The sequence below is a fragment of the Marinovum sp. J2-8 genome (assembly GCF_055808435.1).
On record NZ_JBVVRZ010000003.1, the window covers coordinates 394,284 to 409,653 of the forward strand.

The 15,370-nt window shown below is 57.7% G+C and carries 9 protein-coding genes and 1 pseudogene; 9 read left to right on the forward strand and 1 reads right to left on the reverse strand.

Annotated features, from left to right (window positions below; translation table 11 throughout):
* The 9 genes and pseudogenes from rplA (at position 1) to AC0L4F_RS11400 (ending at position 14,447) form a co-directional block, all read left to right on the forward strand.
* On the forward strand, positions 1-699 hold the full coding sequence (gene rplA / locus AC0L4F_RS11360) for a 50S ribosomal protein L1 (RefSeq protein WP_244688477.1): 699 nt from the start codon (positions 1-3) through the stop codon (positions 697-699).
* A 123-nt stretch (positions 700-822) separates the two neighbouring features.
* Positions 823-1,326, forward strand: a complete 504-nt coding sequence (locus AC0L4F_RS11365; protein ID WP_244688480.1) for a putative pterin-binding protein — start codon at positions 823-825, stop codon at positions 1,324-1,326.
* A gap of 141 nt (positions 1,327-1,467) precedes the next feature.
* Entirely contained in the window at positions 1,468-2,490 is a 1,023-nt protein-coding gene (locus AC0L4F_RS11370; RefSeq protein ID WP_244688482.1) for a histidine kinase dimerization/phospho-acceptor domain-containing protein, read from the forward strand.
* Entirely contained in the window at positions 2,399-3,136 is a 738-nt protein-coding gene (locus AC0L4F_RS11375; protein ID WP_244688484.1) for a response regulator, read from the forward strand. The genes AC0L4F_RS11370 and AC0L4F_RS11375 overlap by 92 nt, the downstream gene beginning before the upstream one ends.
* A gap of 499 nt (positions 3,137-3,635) precedes the next feature.
* Complete coding sequence (rplJ, locus tag AC0L4F_RS11380; RefSeq protein ID WP_244688486.1) at positions 3,636-4,154, forward strand: 50S ribosomal protein L10; 519 nt, start codon at positions 3,636-3,638, stop codon at positions 4,152-4,154.
* A 72-nt stretch (positions 4,155-4,226) separates the two neighbouring features.
* A pseudogene (gene rplL / locus AC0L4F_RS11385) lies at positions 4,227-4,606 on the forward strand (50S ribosomal protein L7/L12).
* Between the two features lie 287 nt (positions 4,607-4,893).
* Entirely contained in the window at positions 4,894-9,030 is a 4,137-nt protein-coding gene (rpoB, locus tag AC0L4F_RS11390; protein ID WP_244688488.1) for a DNA-directed RNA polymerase subunit beta, read from the forward strand.
* A gap of 89 nt (positions 9,031-9,119) precedes the next feature.
* Complete coding sequence (gene rpoC, locus AC0L4F_RS11395; protein ID WP_244688490.1) at positions 9,120-13,358, forward strand: DNA-directed RNA polymerase subunit beta'; 4,239 nt, start codon at positions 9,120-9,122, stop codon at positions 13,356-13,358.
* A gap of 201 nt (positions 13,359-13,559) precedes the next feature.
* Positions 13,560-14,447 (forward strand): DMT family transporter, encoded by an 888-nt coding sequence (locus AC0L4F_RS11400; protein WP_244688492.1) that lies wholly within the window; start codon positions 13,560-13,562, stop codon positions 14,445-14,447.
* Here the strand turns inward: AC0L4F_RS11400 and AC0L4F_RS11405 are convergent.
* A complete protein-coding gene (locus AC0L4F_RS11405) occupies positions 14,394-15,218 on the reverse strand; it encodes a putative rhamnosyl transferase (protein ID WP_244688494.1) in 825 nt (274 codons plus the stop codon). The two genes, AC0L4F_RS11400 and AC0L4F_RS11405, sit on opposite strands and share 54 nt — an antisense overlap.
* Between the last annotated feature and the right edge of the window lie 152 nt (positions 15,219-15,370).

The window sequence follows — 15,370 nt, forward strand, 5'->3', positions numbered from 1 at the left end:
ATGGCAAAACTTGGAAAACGTACCCGCGCGGCACGCGATGCATTTGTTGGCAAAGACAATATCACCGTTGAAGAAGCGGTTGATCTGATCAAGGCCAGCGCCAATGCGAAATTCGACGAAACCGTTGAAATCGCTGTGAACCTTGGTGTTGACCCCCGTCATGCGGACCAAATGGTGCGCGGCGTGGTTGGTCTGCCGAACGGCACCGGCAAAAATGTGCGCGTGGCTGTGTTTGCCCGAGGTCCCAAGGCCGAAGAGGCCCAGGCCGCAGGCGCGGACATTGTTGGCGCAGAAGATCTGATGGAAATCGTTCAGGGCGGCAAGATCGACTTTGATCGTTGCATCGCGACACCTGACATGATGCCGGTTGTGGGTCGTCTGGGCAAGGTTCTTGGCCCCCGCAACCTGATGCCGAACCCCAAGGTTGGCACGGTGACCATGGATGTCGCGGACGCCGTCAAGGCGGCCAAAGGCGGTGAAGTTCAGTTCAAGGTCGAAAAAGCCGGCGTTGTGCACGCGGGTGTGGGCAAAGCCTCGTTCGATGCGGGCAAGCTGGCCGAAAACATTCGTGCCTTTGTCGGTGCCGTGGCCAAGGCCCGTCCCGCTGGCGCCAAGGGTACCTATATGAAGAAGATTTCGCTGTCTTCGACAATGGGCCCGGGTGTGACCGTTGCGGTGGATTTAGCACACGCAGAGTGAATTCTCGTAAAAATGTGATCGAAAAACGCGCCCTTGTGGCGCGTTTTTTTTTGACGGGAAGGTTTTCTTAGGAGATTTCGCGCAATTTGACTGTGAGTTGTCACCGCAGTCGAAAGGAACGCCATGTTTCGAAATCTCATTTCCCTCCTTGTTCTGGCCGTGTTCTGCGCGGCATCCGCCGCCAGAGCTGACATCGCCAAGCCCGAGAGTGAGGTCATTTTAACGGTTTCGGGGGCCATCACCGCGACGAATTCGTCGGTTGGGGTGCAATTCGATCGGCCCATGCTGGAGGCGCTGGATTGGCGCCAGGTTGACACCTATACCTCCTTTACCTCTGGTCTACAGCATTTCGCCGGGCCAACAGTGGCTTCTGTACTGGAGGCCGTTGGCGCCGATGGCGAAACGTTGAGAGCGACGGCCATCAATGATTACGCCACGGAGTTTCCTCTGGATCTGGTGTTCAAGCATTCGGCGATCCTGGCGATGGATATTGATGGCAAACCCATGCGGATTCGCGACAAGGGGCCAATCTGGATCGTCTTTCCTTTGACCGAGGCTGAAGCCAAGGAAAAACCTTTCGACAATGAAATGGTTTGGCAGCTGGCCAAGCTTCATATTGGCCCCTGATAAGGAACGGGCGCGGTGTGGAATTCCCTCAAAGAAAATGGGCGGACACTCAGAGCGACTGTTGCGGTGGCCGCGATCGTCGCTTTGGCTGTTCTCTTTGTGGCCCAAAAGGGGGAAGTGAACCTGGCCAAGGAACGGGCCATGCAGGAGGTTTCGGCCAATTCCTGGAAGGTCAGCGAGCTTGTATTTGAATCACAGCGTCTTTCGCTGGCTTTGCGGCTGCAATCCACGGGTGAGGTGAAGCGCACGGATGTACAACGGCGCTTTGATCTCTTGTGGAGCCGGGTTGACGTGCTAGAGCAGACCAATGTCGGCGATACCCCCGAAATCAGGTCTCTCTTGCAGCGATACAGGGAATTTCTCGGCGAACGGGAGGAGGTCATATTTGACCGTCCAATAATTGCGCCGCGCGATTCCATTGTCATGGCGCGGGAGCTTACCGAACTGTCCGGTGAGCTACGTGTGATCTGGATAGACACCTTCCAGGGGCGAGATTTCGCAGAAGTCACTTTGGGGATTGGTGCAAACGCCCGCTCGGTGAGAGTGCAGGCCTTGATTGTCGCCTTGATGGCCTTTCTGGTGCTCTATGTTATCGCCGAAATCATCTTTGCCGGGATCGCGCAGCGCCGCGAAAGGCAGCTCAGCCGCGCAGCCGCACAGGCCAATGAGGCCAAGACGCGGTTTCTGGCGAATGTCAGCCACGAAATTCGCACGCCTTTGAATGGTATTCTGGGCATGAACAGTGAATTGGCCAACTCGAATTTGAATCCGGATCAACGCGCCTGTGTGACTGTCATACGTCAATCCGGTGAATTGCTGTTGAATACGTTGAACGACGTTTTGGACCTGTCCAAGGTCGAGGCAGGCGCAATCGTGATCGAGAACCGGCAATTTGATATTGGTGAGGCGTTGAATACCGCGCAGGCACTGTATCGGGGCGTGTCACGCGACAAAGGTTTGAGGTTCGAGGTTGAGATTTCGCCGGATATTCCACAGATGGTTGTGGGGGATGCCACGCGTCTGCGCCAAATCCTGCATAATTTGATCAGCAATGCGATCAAATTCACCGCCCATGGGACGGTGCGCCTGTCGGCAAAACTGGCGCCGGAGGAGGGCAGAAATCCGCTTCTCGGTCAAGGATACTGGCCCGGGGATTGCGATTGAGGCGCAAAAAACCATTTTTCAACCGTTTACCCAGGCTGATGCCAGCATCACACGCAAACATGGCGGAACCGGACTTGGGTTGACGATTTCCGGCCAATTGGTCCGCGCCATGGGCAGCGAGCTTCGCGTCAACAGCATCCTTGGACACGGGGCAGAGTTCTGGTTTGATCTGCCGCTGCCAGCGGTGGCGCCAAAGACCCAAGCCGCGACCAAGGACACCCCGACAGAGGTCAGCGATGGGGTGGTCAATCTGCGGGTTCTGGTGGTGGACGATAATTCCACCAATCGCATGATCTTGCGCAGGTTCCTGAAAAATACCGGCGGTCGTGTCGAAGAAGCCAATGATGGCGCCGAAGCGGTTACGGCGGTTACAGGCGGGGAATTCGATGTTATTTTGATGGATATCCAGATGCCCGTCATGGATGGGATAGAGGCGACTAAGCGCATCCGAGAAATGGAAATTGCCAATGACCGCCCTCCGACGCATATCATTGCGGTCACCGCAAATGTGATGGAACATCAGGTGCAGGACTATCTCGGTCACGGAATGAATGATGTGATTGGCAAGCCGGTATCGAAAAAGGCACTGATATCGCGGCTTGCTGATTTGGGCCCCGGCGACCGCCCTGAGGTGAATGCCGCCTGAATTCGGCACTTGCCATCCCATGGGGGGCGGTCTTTCATTGTGCCAACCATTTGGGTATATGCGTGAAGAAGTCAGCTTTATGGCCAATAGGCCAATGTGACGGGACCAGCGCGATTGAACCCGCGCGGACAACCGCGGCACAACAAAACAATAGGCGGCGGACCTTGGGCGCGCGTTGATCCGATGCGGGCTTCGACCGGCTGGCCCCCCGGAATGCGTCGGCCGAGTGTCGCAAAGTTCATTCTTGCCCTTGGCATTTCCCGGCAAAACACCTATTCCACAGAGCGAGGGCACCCGCGTGATTCGCAGGCGCCCTTATTTCGTCCGAGACGGTGGGTCGGCCAGTGCCGATAATTCCTGCCCGAGACGGGAAGAGACATACGCTCCCGGGATGTGTTCCGGGCTCTCGTTTGTGACGACCCGTACGGACTGCGTTGTCAGGCATTTGTCTGGCAGAACTGAGCCGGAGGGGTCCCCCTCCAACTAATGGAGTGAAACTGTGGATAGAGCCCAGAAAGAGAAATTGGTCGAGGAACTCGGCCAGATCTTCGAAAGCTCTGGCGTCGTAGTGGTTGCCCACTACGAAGGTCTCACGGTTGCCGAGATGCAAGACCTCCGCGCGCGTGCTCGCGACGCGGGTGGCGCTGTGCGTGTCGCCAAAAACAGGCTCGCCAAGATCGCCCTGGATGGGAAGCCCTGCGCAAGCATTGCTGACTTTCTGACGGGTATGACCGTGCTCACCTATTCCGAAGACCCTGTGGCAGCTGCCAAAGTGGTCGAGGACTTTGCCAAAGAGAACAAGAAGTTCGAAATCCTTGGCGGGGCAATGGGTGAAACTGCACTGGACCGGGCCGGTGTCGAAGCCGTGTCGAAAATGCCGTCGCGCGAAGAGCTTATCTCTTCGATCGTTGGTTGTATCGGCGCACCTGCTTCGAACATTGCCGGGGCCATTGGCGCACCAGCTTCGAATATTGCCTCCATCCTCTCGACTATCGAGGAACGGGCAGAAGCGGCGTAAGGCAAACCAAGAGACTTTCGTGGGGTTGAAACTCACACGTTGGAACACATCTAGATACGGAAAGAGTTAAAAATGGCTGATCTGAAAAAACTGGCAGAAGACATCGTTGGTCTGACCCTGCTGGAAGCACAAGAACTGAAAACCATCCTCAAAGACGAATACGGCATCGAGCCCGCAGCTGGCGGCGCAGTGATGATGGCCGCCCTGCCGATGGCGCGGGCGCGGCTGCTGCTGAAGAGCAGACCGAATTCGACGTGATCCTGAAAGCTGCAGGCGACAAAAAGATCAACGTGATCAAAGAAGTCCGCGGCATCACCGGTCTTGGCCTGAAAGAAGCCAAAGAGCTGGTCGAAGCGGGTGGCAAAGCCGTCAAGGAACAAGTGTCCAAAGACGAAGCCGAAGAGATCAAGAAGAAGCTCGAAGCAGCTGGTGCTGAAGTCGAACTGAAGTGATCTCTGTCCCGATGGGGCTGTGGTCATCCCGGACATGTTCCGGGATCTCATGCTCCTGAGGGAGAGCGACAGAACGAGGCAGGGCCGGGGTTTCCCCGGGCCCTGCCGATCCCGTCTTGGCAAGCCCCATCCAAATGGGGTTTTCCAAGACACGGGTCAAAGGATCGGGAGGCAGCCGGTGGGACGGCGGCCAGGCATGGATCCGACCATTGTCGTCTCTGATGGCGGCGTCGCTGTAGCCCGACAGCGGACGCAACCGTTGAGAAATGTGAAAGGTGACATCTGTCATGGCGCAAAGCTTCCTAGGCCAGAAACGTCTTCGTCGGTATTACGGCAAAATCCGTGAAGTGCTGGAAATGCCGAACCTTATCGAGGTTCAGAAATCTTCTTACGACTTGTTCCTGAAGTCCGGCGATCAGCTGACGCCGATGGATGGTGAAGGTATCAAAGGCGTTTTCCAGTCGGTTTTCCCGATCAAGGATTTCAACGAGACTGCCGTTCTCGAATTCGTCGATTACGCGTTGGAAAAACCGAAATTCGATGTTGAGGAATGTCAGCAGCGTGACCTGACCTACAGCGCACCGCTCAAGGTGACGTTGCGTCTGATCGTGTTTGATATCGACGAAGATACCGGCGCCAAATCCGTCAAGGACATCAAGGAACAGGACGTGTTCATGGGCGATATGCCCCTGATGACGCCAAATGGTACCTTTGTTGTCAACGGCACCGAACGTGTGATCGTGTCCCAGATGCACCGTTCGCCGGGCGTGTTCTTTGACCATGACAAGGGCAAGACCCACTCCTCGGGCAAGCTGCTGTTCGCCTGCCGCATCATTCCCTATCGCGGGTCCTGGCTGGATTTCGAATTCGACGCCAAGGACATCGTATTCGCCCGGATCGACCGTCGCCGCAAATTGCCGGTGACAACCCTGCTGTATTCGCTGGGTCTCGATCAAGAGGCGATCATGGACGCCTATTACAACACCGTGACCTACACCCTTCGTCGGGGTGAGGGCTGGGTCACCAAGTTCTTCCCGGAACGTGCGCGCGGAACCCGTCCGACGCATGACCTGGTGGATGCCGCCACGGGCGAGATCATTGCCGAAGCTGGCAAGAAAGTGACGCCGCGGGCGGTCAAGAAATTGATCGACGAAGCCAAGGTCACTGATCTTCTGGTGCCGTTCGAACAGATCGCTGGCAAATTCGTGTCCAAGGACATCATCAACGAAGAAACTGGCGCGATTTACGTCGAAGCCGGTGATGAGCTGACCTGGGAACTCGACAAGGACGGCGATGTTACAGGTGGCACGCTGAAAGATCTGGTGGACGCGGGCATCACCGAGATCCCGGTTCTGGACATCGACAACATCACCGTCGGCGCCTACATGCGCAACACCATGGCGATGGACAAGAACATGAACCGCGACACCGCGCTCATGGACATCTATCGTGTGATGCGCCCGGGCGAGCCGCCCACCGTCGAAGCCGCTTCGGCGCTGTTCGATACCCTGTTCTTTGACAGCGAACGGTATGACCTGTCGGCGGTTGGCCGCGTGAAGATGAACATGCGCCTTGCGCTTGACAAGGAAGACACCCAGCGGACGCTGGATCGGGACGACATCGTTCAATGTATCAAGGCATTGGTCGATCTGCGCGACGGTCGTGGCGACATCGACGACATTGACCACCTCGGCAACCGCCGGGTGCGCTCGGTCGGCGAATTGATGGAAAACCAGTACCGTGTTGGCCTGCTTCGTATGGAGCGCGCGATCAAGGAACGGATGTCCAGCGTCGAGATCGACACGGTGATGCCGCAGGATCTGATCAACGCCAAACCGGCCGCGGCCGCCGTGCGCGAATTCTTTGGCTCCAGCCAGCTGTCGCAGTTCATGGACCAAACCAACCCGCTGTCGGAAGTCACCCACAAACGCCGTCTTTCGGCGCTTGGACCGGGTGGTCTGACGCGTGAACGTGCGGGCTTTGAGGTGCGCGACGTGCACCCGACCCACTATGGCCGGATGTGTCCGATTGAAACGCCGGAAGGCCCGAACATTGGTCTGATCAACTCGCTGGCGACGTTTGCCCGCGTGAACAAATACGGCTTCATCGAAACACCGTACCGGATCGTCAAGGACGGCACTGTCACCGACGAAGTGCATTACATGTCCGCGACCGAGGAAATGCGCCACACCGTTGCGCAGGCGAACGCCAACCTCGACGAGAACATGAAATTCGTCAACGATCTGGTGTCGACCCGGAAATCCGGTGACTACACTCTGTCGCCGAACGAAAACGTCGACCTGATCGACGTGTCGCCGAAACAGCTGGTGTCGGTTGCGGCCTCGCTCATTCCGTTCCTGGAAAACGACGACGCCAACCGCGCCTTGATGGGCTCGAACATGCAACGTCAGGCGGTTCCGACCCTGCGCTCCGAAGCGCCGCTGGTCGGCACCGGCATCGAAGAGGTTGTGGCCCGTGACTCTGGTGCGGCCGTGATGGCGAAACGGGGCGGGATCATCGACCAGGTCGATGCCCAGCGGATCGTGATCCGGGCGACCGATAATCTTGAGGTCGGCGACCCCGGCGTTGATATTTATCGCATGCGCAAGTTCCAGCGGTCGAACCAGAACACCTGTATCAACCAGCAACCGCTGGTGAAGGTGGGTCAGGAAGTGTCGCAAGGCGAGGTTATCGCTGACGGTCCGTCCACCGATATGGGTGAGCTGGCTCTGGGTAAAAACGTGATCGTCGCGTTTATGCCCTGGAATGGCTACAACTACGAAGACTCGATCCTGATTTCCGAACGCATTGCGCGTGATGACGTCTTTACCTCGGTGCATATCGAGGAATTCGAAGTCGCCGCACGTGACACGAAGCTTGGACCAGAAGAGATCACCCGCGACATTCCCAACGTCGGTGAAGAAGCGCTGCGCAACCTCGACGAGGCGGGCATCGTGTACATCGGTGCCGACGTCGAACCGGGCGATATCCTTGTGGGCAAGATCACACCAAAAGGCGAAAGCCCGATGACGCCAGAGGAAAAACTCCTCCGCGCCATCTTTGGTGAGAAAGCTTCGGATGTGCGTGACACATCGCTGCGGGTGAAACCGGGTGACTTTGGTACAGTTGTCGAAGTGCGGGTGTTCAATCGTCACGGCGTCGAAAAAGACGAACGTGCGTTGCAGATCGAGCGCGAGGAAATCGAACGTTTGTCGCGCGACCGCGACGACGAGTTGGCCATCCTCGACCGCAACATCTATGCCCGTCTCAGCAGCCTGATCATGGGCAAGACCGCGGTCAAAGGTCCGCGTGGCATTCGCCCGAACTCGGAAATCACCGAGGAACTGCTGGGCAGCATGAGCCGCGGCCAATGGTGGCAACTGGCGCTTGGCGAAGAAGAAGACGCCAAGATCATGGAAGCGCTGAACGAGCAATACGAAGCGCAGAAACGTCAGCTTGACGCACGGTTCGAAGACAAGGTCGAAAAAGTCCGCCGTGGCGACGATCTGCCGCCGGGCGTGATGAAAATGGTCAAAGTGTTCATCGCGGTGAAGCGCAAGCTGCAACCGGGTGACAAAATGGCCGGTCGTCACGGCAACAAAGGTGTGATTTCGCGCGTTGTTCCGATGGAAGACATGCCGTTCCTTGCCGATGGCACGCCGGTTGATTTCTGTCTGAACCCGCTGGGTGTTCCGTCGCGGATGAACGTTGGTCAGATTCTGGAAACCCACATGGGTTGGGCCGCACGCGGTCTGGGGATCAAGGTTGACGATGCATTGGGTGAATATCGCCGTTCCGGTGATCTGACCCCGGTTCGGGATGCGATGCGCGGTGCTTATGGCGATGATGTCTATGAAGAAGGCATTGCCGGTATGAGCGAAGAGCAACTGTTGGAATCTGCGGGCAATGTGCGCCGCGGTGTTCCGATTGCGACGCCGGTGTTTGACGGTGCGAAAGAGGGCGACGTGAACGACGCGCTCGTGCGGGCTGGCTTCTCTGAATCGGGTCAATCGGTGCTGTTTGATGGCCGGACCGGTGAACAGTTTGCCCGTCCGGTGACTGTGGGTGTCAAATACCTGCTGAAGCTGCACCACCTTGTCGATGACAAGATCCACGCGCGTTCGACTGGACCATACTCGCTTGTGACCCAGCAGCCGTTGGGCGGTAAGGCACAGTTCGGTGGACAGCGTTTCGGGGAAATGGAGGTCTGGGCGCTTGAAGCTTACGGTGCCGCCTATACCCTGCAGGAAATGTTGACCGTGAAATCGGATGACGTTGCTGGCCGGACCAAGGTCTATAAATCGATCGTCAAAGGCGAAGACAACTTTGAGGCGGGCGTTCCAGAGAGCTTTAACGTCCTTGTCAAAGAAGTCCGCGGCCTTGGCCTGAACATGGAACTCCTGGATGCGGAGGAGGACGAGTAGTCAGTGCGCCCTCAGGGCACACCCTACGTTGGGTGCGCATTCGTTGCGCACCGCCACTCCCCCGCACCCTCCTTCAATGAGGAAATCGAATGAACCAGGAACTGACCAACAACCCGTTTAACCCCGTTGCCCCGGTGAAAACCTTTGATGAGATCAAGGTCTCGTTGGCGTCGCCGGAACGGATTCTGTCGTGGTCCTATGGCGAGATCAAGAAGCCGGAAACCATCAACTATCGGACCTTCAAGCCCGAGCGTGATGGCCTGTTCTGTGCGCGTATCTTTGGCCCGATCAAAGATTACGAATGTCTCTGCGGCAAATACAAACGCATGAAATATCGCGGCGTTGTCTGCGAAAAATGTGGTGTCGAAGTCACGCTGCAAAAGGTCCGCCGCGAACGCATGGGCCACATCGAACTGGCCGCGCCCTGCGCCCATATCTGGTTCCTCAAATCGTTGCCGTCGCGCATCGGTCTGATGCTGGACATGACGCTGCGCGATCTGGAACGCGTGCTCTATTTCGAAAACTACGTCGTGATCGAACCGGGCCTCACCGACCTCACCTATGGTCAGATGATGACCGAAGAAGAGTTCATGGATGCCCAGGATGCCTATGGCATGGACGCCTTCACCGCCAATATCGGTGCCGAAGCGATCCGCGAAATGCTGGCCAATATCGACCTCGAAAACGAGGCCGACACCCTGCGTGCGGACCTGAAAGAAGCCACAGGTGAGCTGAAGCCCAAGAAGATCATCAAACGTCTGAAAGTGGTTGAAAGCTTCCTTAAATCCGGCAACCGCCCGGAATGGATGGTCATGACCGTGATCCCGGTGATCCCACCAGAGCTGCGCCCGCTGGTGCCGCTGGATGGGGGGCGTTTTGCGACGTCGGATCTTAACGATCTGTATCGTCGTGTGATCAACCGGAACAACCGTCTGAAACGTCTGATCGAATTGCGTGCGCCCGACATCATCGTGCGGAACGAAAAGCGGATGTTGCAGGAATCTGTTGATGCGTTGTTCGACAACGGCCGTCGCGGTCGGGTGATCACCGGTGCCAACAAGCGCCCGCTGAAATCGCTCAGCGACATGCTGAAAGGCAAACAGGGTCGTTTCCGTCAAAACCTTTTGGGGAAACGCGTCGACTTCTCCGGTCGTTCGGTGATTGTGACCGGCCCGGAATTGAAGCTGCACCAATGTGGTCTGCCGAAAAAGATGGCGCTGGAGCTGTTCAAACCGTTTATTTACAGCCGGTTGGAGGCCAAGGGCCTGTCGTCGACTGTGAAACAGGCGAAAAAGCTGGTGGAAAAGGAACGTCCCGAAGTTTGGGATATTCTGGATGAGGTGATCCGCGAACACCCCGTCATGTTGAACCGCGCGCCGACATTGCACCGTTTGGGCATTCAGGCGTTCGAACCCACGCTGATTGAAGGCAAGGCAATCCAGCTTCACCCGCTGGTCTGTTCGGCCTTCAACGCTGACTTTGACGGCGACCAGATGGCGGTTCACGTGCCGCTGTCGCTTGAAGCCCAGCTTGAAGCGCGCGTTCTGATGATGTCGACCAACAACGTTCTGTCGCCCGCCAACGGCGCGCCGATCATCGTTCCTTCGCAGGATATGATTTTGGGCATTTATTACGTCACCATCCAACGTGACGGCATGAAGGGCGAAGGTATGTCGTTCTCTTCCATCGAAGAGGTCGAACATGCTCTGAACGCAGGCGAAGTGCATCTGCACTCGCGGATTACCGCGCGGGTCAAACAGATCGACGAAAACGGTCTGGAAATCATGAAACGGTATGAAACCACGCCGGGCCGTCTGCGGCTTGGTTCGCTTCTGCCGTTGAATGCCAAAGCGCCGTTCGATTTGGTCAACAACCTTCTGCGCAAGAAAGACGTGCAAAAGGTGATTGATACCGTTTACCGGTATTGCGGCCAGAAAGAGAGCGTCATCTTCTGTGACCAGATCATGACCATGGGTTTCCGCGAGGCGTTCAAAGCCGGGATTTCCTTTGGCAAGGATGACATGGTCATTCCTGACACCAAATGGCCCATCGTCGAAGAAACCCGCGATCAGGTGAAGGATTTCGAACAACAGTACATGGACGGCCTGATCACTCAGGGCGAAAAGTACAACAAAGTTGTCGATGCCTGGTCGAAGTGTAACGACAAAGTCACCGAAGCGATGATGAACACCATTTCGGCGGAACGTCATGCCGAGGATGGTTCGGTGATGGAGCCGAACTCGGTCTACATGATGGCCCACTCCGGTGCGCGTGGCTCGGTCACCCAGATGAAACAGCTGGGCGGGATGCGTGGCCTTATGGCCAAGCCGAACGGCGACATCATCGAAACGCCGATCATCTCGAACTTTAAAGAAGGTTTGACCGTTCTCGAGTACTTCAACTCGACCCACGGTGCCCGTAAGGGTCTGTCGGATACGGCTTTGAAAACGGCGAACTCGGGCTATCTGACCCGTCGTCTGGTGGATGTGGCACAGGATTGCATCGTGCGTGCACGTGACTGTGGCACCGACCGGGCGATCACGGCAGAAGCTGCGGTCAATGACGGTGAGGTTGTGTCGTCGCTGGGCGAGCGTATTCTGGGCCGGGTTGCAGCCGATGACGTGCTGAAGCCGGGGTCGGACGACGTGATCTGCAAGGCAGGCACTTTGATCGACGAACGCATGGCGGACACGATCGAAGAGTTGGCTGTACAGAAAATGCGCATCCGCAGCCCGCTGACCTGTGAGGCCGAGGAAGGCGTCTGTGCAATGTGCTATGGTCGTGACCTGGCGCGCGGCACCATGGTGAACTCAGGCGAGGCCGTGGGTATCATCGCGGCGCAGTCGATTGGGGAACCGGGTACACAGCTGACAATGCGGACCTTCCACATTGGTGGCGTTGCGCAGGGTGGCCAACAGTCGTTCCAAGAGGCCGGCACCGAAGGTATCGTGGCATTCGAAGCTGCGAACACCTTGCAGAACTCCATGGACGAGACCCTTGTGATGGGTCGGAACATGAAGCTGGTCATCAATGACGAACACGGCGCAGAGCGCGCCAGCTTCAAGCTGGGCTACGGCACCAAGCTGTTCGTCAAAGAGGGCGACACAGTGGGCCGGGGTGACAAACTCTATGAGTGGGATCCCTATACACTGCCGATCATCGCAGAGAAGGACGGTATGGCCCGTCACGTCGACCTGGTGAACGGTGTGGCCGTGCGTGAGGAAACCGATGACGCGACCGGTATGACCCAGAAGATCGTGGTCGACTGGCGTGCGGCGCCCAAAGGCAATGAGCTGAAGCCGGAAATCATTCTGGTCGACAGTGATGGCGAACCGGTCCGGAACGAGGCTGGCAACCCGATCACCTATCCGATGTCGGTTGACGCCATTTTGTCGGTGGATGACGGTGTGGATGTCAAAGCCGGTGACGTTGTCGCGCGTATCCCGCGCGAAGGTGCCAAGACCAAGGACATCACCGGTGGTCTGCCGCGTGTGGCCGAATTGTTCGAAGCCCGTCGTCCCAAGGATCACGCGATCATCGCCGAAATCGACGGTTACGTGCGCTTTGGTAAAGACTACAAGAACAAGCGCCGTATCGCGATTGACCCTGCTGACGACAACCTGGAACCGGTTGAATACATGGTGCCCAAGGGCAAGCACATTCCGGTTCAGGAAGGTGACTTCGTCCAGAAGGGCGACTACATCATGGACGGCAACCCGGCACCGCACGACATCCTCGCCATCATGGGGATCGAGGCGCTGGCGAACTACATGATCGACGAAGTTCAGGACGTCTATCGTCTGCAAGGTGTGAAGATCAACGACAAGCATGTCGAAGTGATCGTGCGCCAGATGTTGCAGAAGTGGGAGATCCAGGACAGCGGCGATACCACGCTTCTCAAGGGCGAACATGTGGACAAGGCCGAATTTGACGCAGCGAACGAAAAAGCGCTGTCCAAAGGCGGACGCGAGGCCCAGGGCGAGCCGATCCTTCTGGGGATCACCAAGGCGAGCTTGCAGACCCGGTCGTTCATCTCGGCAGCGTCGTTCCAGGAAACCACCCGCGTTCTCACCGAGGCTTCGGTGCAGGGCAAGAAAGACAAGCTGGTGGGCCTGAAAGAGAACGTCATTGTGGGTCGCCTGATCCCGGCGGGCACTGGTGGGGCAACCCAGCAGATGCGTCGTGTCGCGCAGGACCGTGACAATGTGGTTGTCGAAGCACGTCGTATCGAAGCCGAGGCCGCAGCAGCACTGGCCGCGCCGACGGAAGACGTTGTTGTCAATGATCCGTTCAGCCAGCCGATTGTCGAAGAAGACAGCCGCAGCTAAGGCCGATCGTCCAAGTTATGAATTGACCCCGTCCGCAGCAATGCGGGCGGGGTTTTTCGTTGTGGAACACCACGACTGCGCGGCAGGGGATTGTCTCTTCCGGTCGAGAGGTCCAAGGATCGGCACAGAGCAGGAAAATGTTGGGCACGACAGAATTGGGCGGAACAGAGTTCGGCAGGACAGAGTAGGGCAGGGGGCAGGATGCAGGACAATATACGCGGCGCGCTCTTGATGATGGGGGCCATGGCCGGATTTACCTTCAATGATGCCATGGTAAAGCTGACTGATGGTGCGGTCCCATTGTTTCAACTGGTGTTCATGCGGGGGGTGCTGGCCAGCCTGTTCCTGGTCTTTCTGGCCCGTCACCTTGGGGCGTTTCGGTTCCGTCTGCCACGGCGGGATTGGGTGTTGATCGCCCTGCGATCCGCATCAGAGGTCGGCGCGACCGTGTTCTTTCTGGCGGCGCTGTTCCAGATGCCATTGGCCAATGTCACCGCTGTGCTGCAAATCCTGCCGCTGAGCGTGGCCCTGGGGGCGGCGCTGTTCCTGGGCGAGCCTGTGGGCTGGCGGCGCTGGTTGGCCATCGCCGTGGGATTCTTTGGCATGGTGTTGATCCTGCGCCCCGGTCCCGACGGGTTCAGTACGGCAACGATCTTCGCGCTGGTTGCGGTGGGGTGTTCGACGTTCCGCGATTTGGTCACACGGCGCATTTCGACCGCCGTGCCGTCCATCCTGGTGTCGCTGTGCGGGGCGGTGTCGGTGATGGCCTTTGCCGGTCTGGCCAGCATCCCCACTGGCTGGCAGCCCGTTGCGCCGCAAAACGCCCTTTTGATCGTGGCCGCAGCCGGGCTTATCCTGGTGGCCTATCTCTGTAGCGTCATGGTGATGCGGGTGGGCGAGATCGCCTTTACCGCGCCGTTTCGCTATACCGGTCTGATCTGGGCGCTGATCCTGGGTTACGTGATCTGGGGGGACTGGCCGACGCCGCTGACCCTGATCGGGGCGGCGATTGTCGTGTCCATGGGGATATTCACCCTATTGCGCAGCGCCCGCCCGGGCAGAAAAGATCTCGCGAACCCGATCCGATGAGATGCCAAAGGTCTGTTGGAAATAGACCTCGCCCTCGGCGTCCAGTTTCTTGAGTTTGACCTTGGTGACGTTTTTGCCCTGACGGCTGTCGTTGTGGTCGTTATGGCCACGGACAAACATATCTTCGTGGGTAAAGGTCACGGTCGGCATGAATCGGTTCAGCCGGTTGTGGCCGAAATTCATGATCGTGTGGCGCGCCCAGGGTTTGACCGCCATCGCTAGCGCAACCCCCCAATAGGGCGTCACGTTTTCCTCGGCATGGACGCCATCGGCATCGGGGCGGGCAATGAAGCCACGGTTGAAGTCAAAGCCGACAAGCCGGTGATCGCGCAGCAATGCGCCACAGTCGTCCGCAGCCTCGCGCAGGCGCTGTATGAAGGTCACAGCCACCGCATCATCATCGTCGTGACGGAATTGCAGACAGGGCTGGCCCAGGTCGCTGCGGACATCGTTGATGATCTGCGCCATCACCGGGCGGTGTTCGCGCGGTGGATGCGCCACGATCCGGGCCTGAGGAAAATCAGCCACCAGATCGCAGAGCCGGTCGGCATAGATCTTGGGCAATTGATCGCCCACCACAATCACAAAGGTAAAATCACCGTCGGTCTGGGCCTTGAGCCCGGGCAGGGTGATTGCCTCGAAATGGCGAAACCGCTCTTCCATCCGGTCGGGCGCATAGAGATAGGCGATGCGATCTTCGATTGTGTCATGTTCGACCTGAAAGCCGCCAAGACCGGGATAAGAGAACCGGCATAAACCAATGACCTGCATTGTCTTTTCTGATGCTCCTATCCCTGCGAAAGATGATACAAGCCTTGCACTGGCGACGGCTTGTTTGCAAGCGGTTCACCGGCGGCGATCCAGGATGGCGGGTGCTGTTGACAAGGGGTGCGACTCCGCCTATACGCCACCCTCATCTCGGC

Coding starts and splice junctions, on each gene's coding strand:
- rplA (WP_244688477.1), top strand. CDS start 1: ATGGCAAAACTTGGAAAACGTACCCGCGCGGCACGCGATGCATTTGTT.
- AC0L4F_RS11365 (WP_244688480.1), top strand. CDS start 823: ATGTTTCGAAATCTCATTTCCCTCCTTGTTCTGGCCGTGTTCTGCGCG.
- AC0L4F_RS11370 (WP_244688482.1), top strand. CDS start 1,468: ATGCAGGAGGTTTCGGCCAATTCCTGGAAGGTCAGCGAGCTTGTATTT.
- AC0L4F_RS11375 (WP_244688484.1), top strand. CDS start 2,399: ATGGGACGGTGCGCCTGTCGGCAAAACTGGCGCCGGAGGAGGGCAGAA.
- rpoB (WP_244688488.1), top strand. CDS start 4,894: ATGGCGCAAAGCTTCCTAGGCCAGAAACGTCTTCGTCGGTATTACGGC.
- rpoC (WP_244688490.1), top strand. CDS start 9,120: ATGAACCAGGAACTGACCAACAACCCGTTTAACCCCGTTGCCCCGGTG.
- AC0L4F_RS11400 (WP_244688492.1), top strand. CDS start 13,560: ATGCAGGACAATATACGCGGCGCGCTCTTGATGATGGGGGCCATGGCC.
- AC0L4F_RS11405 (WP_244688494.1), bottom strand. CDS start 15,218: ATGCAGGTCATTGGTTTATGCCGGTTCTCTTATCCCGGTCTTGGCGGC.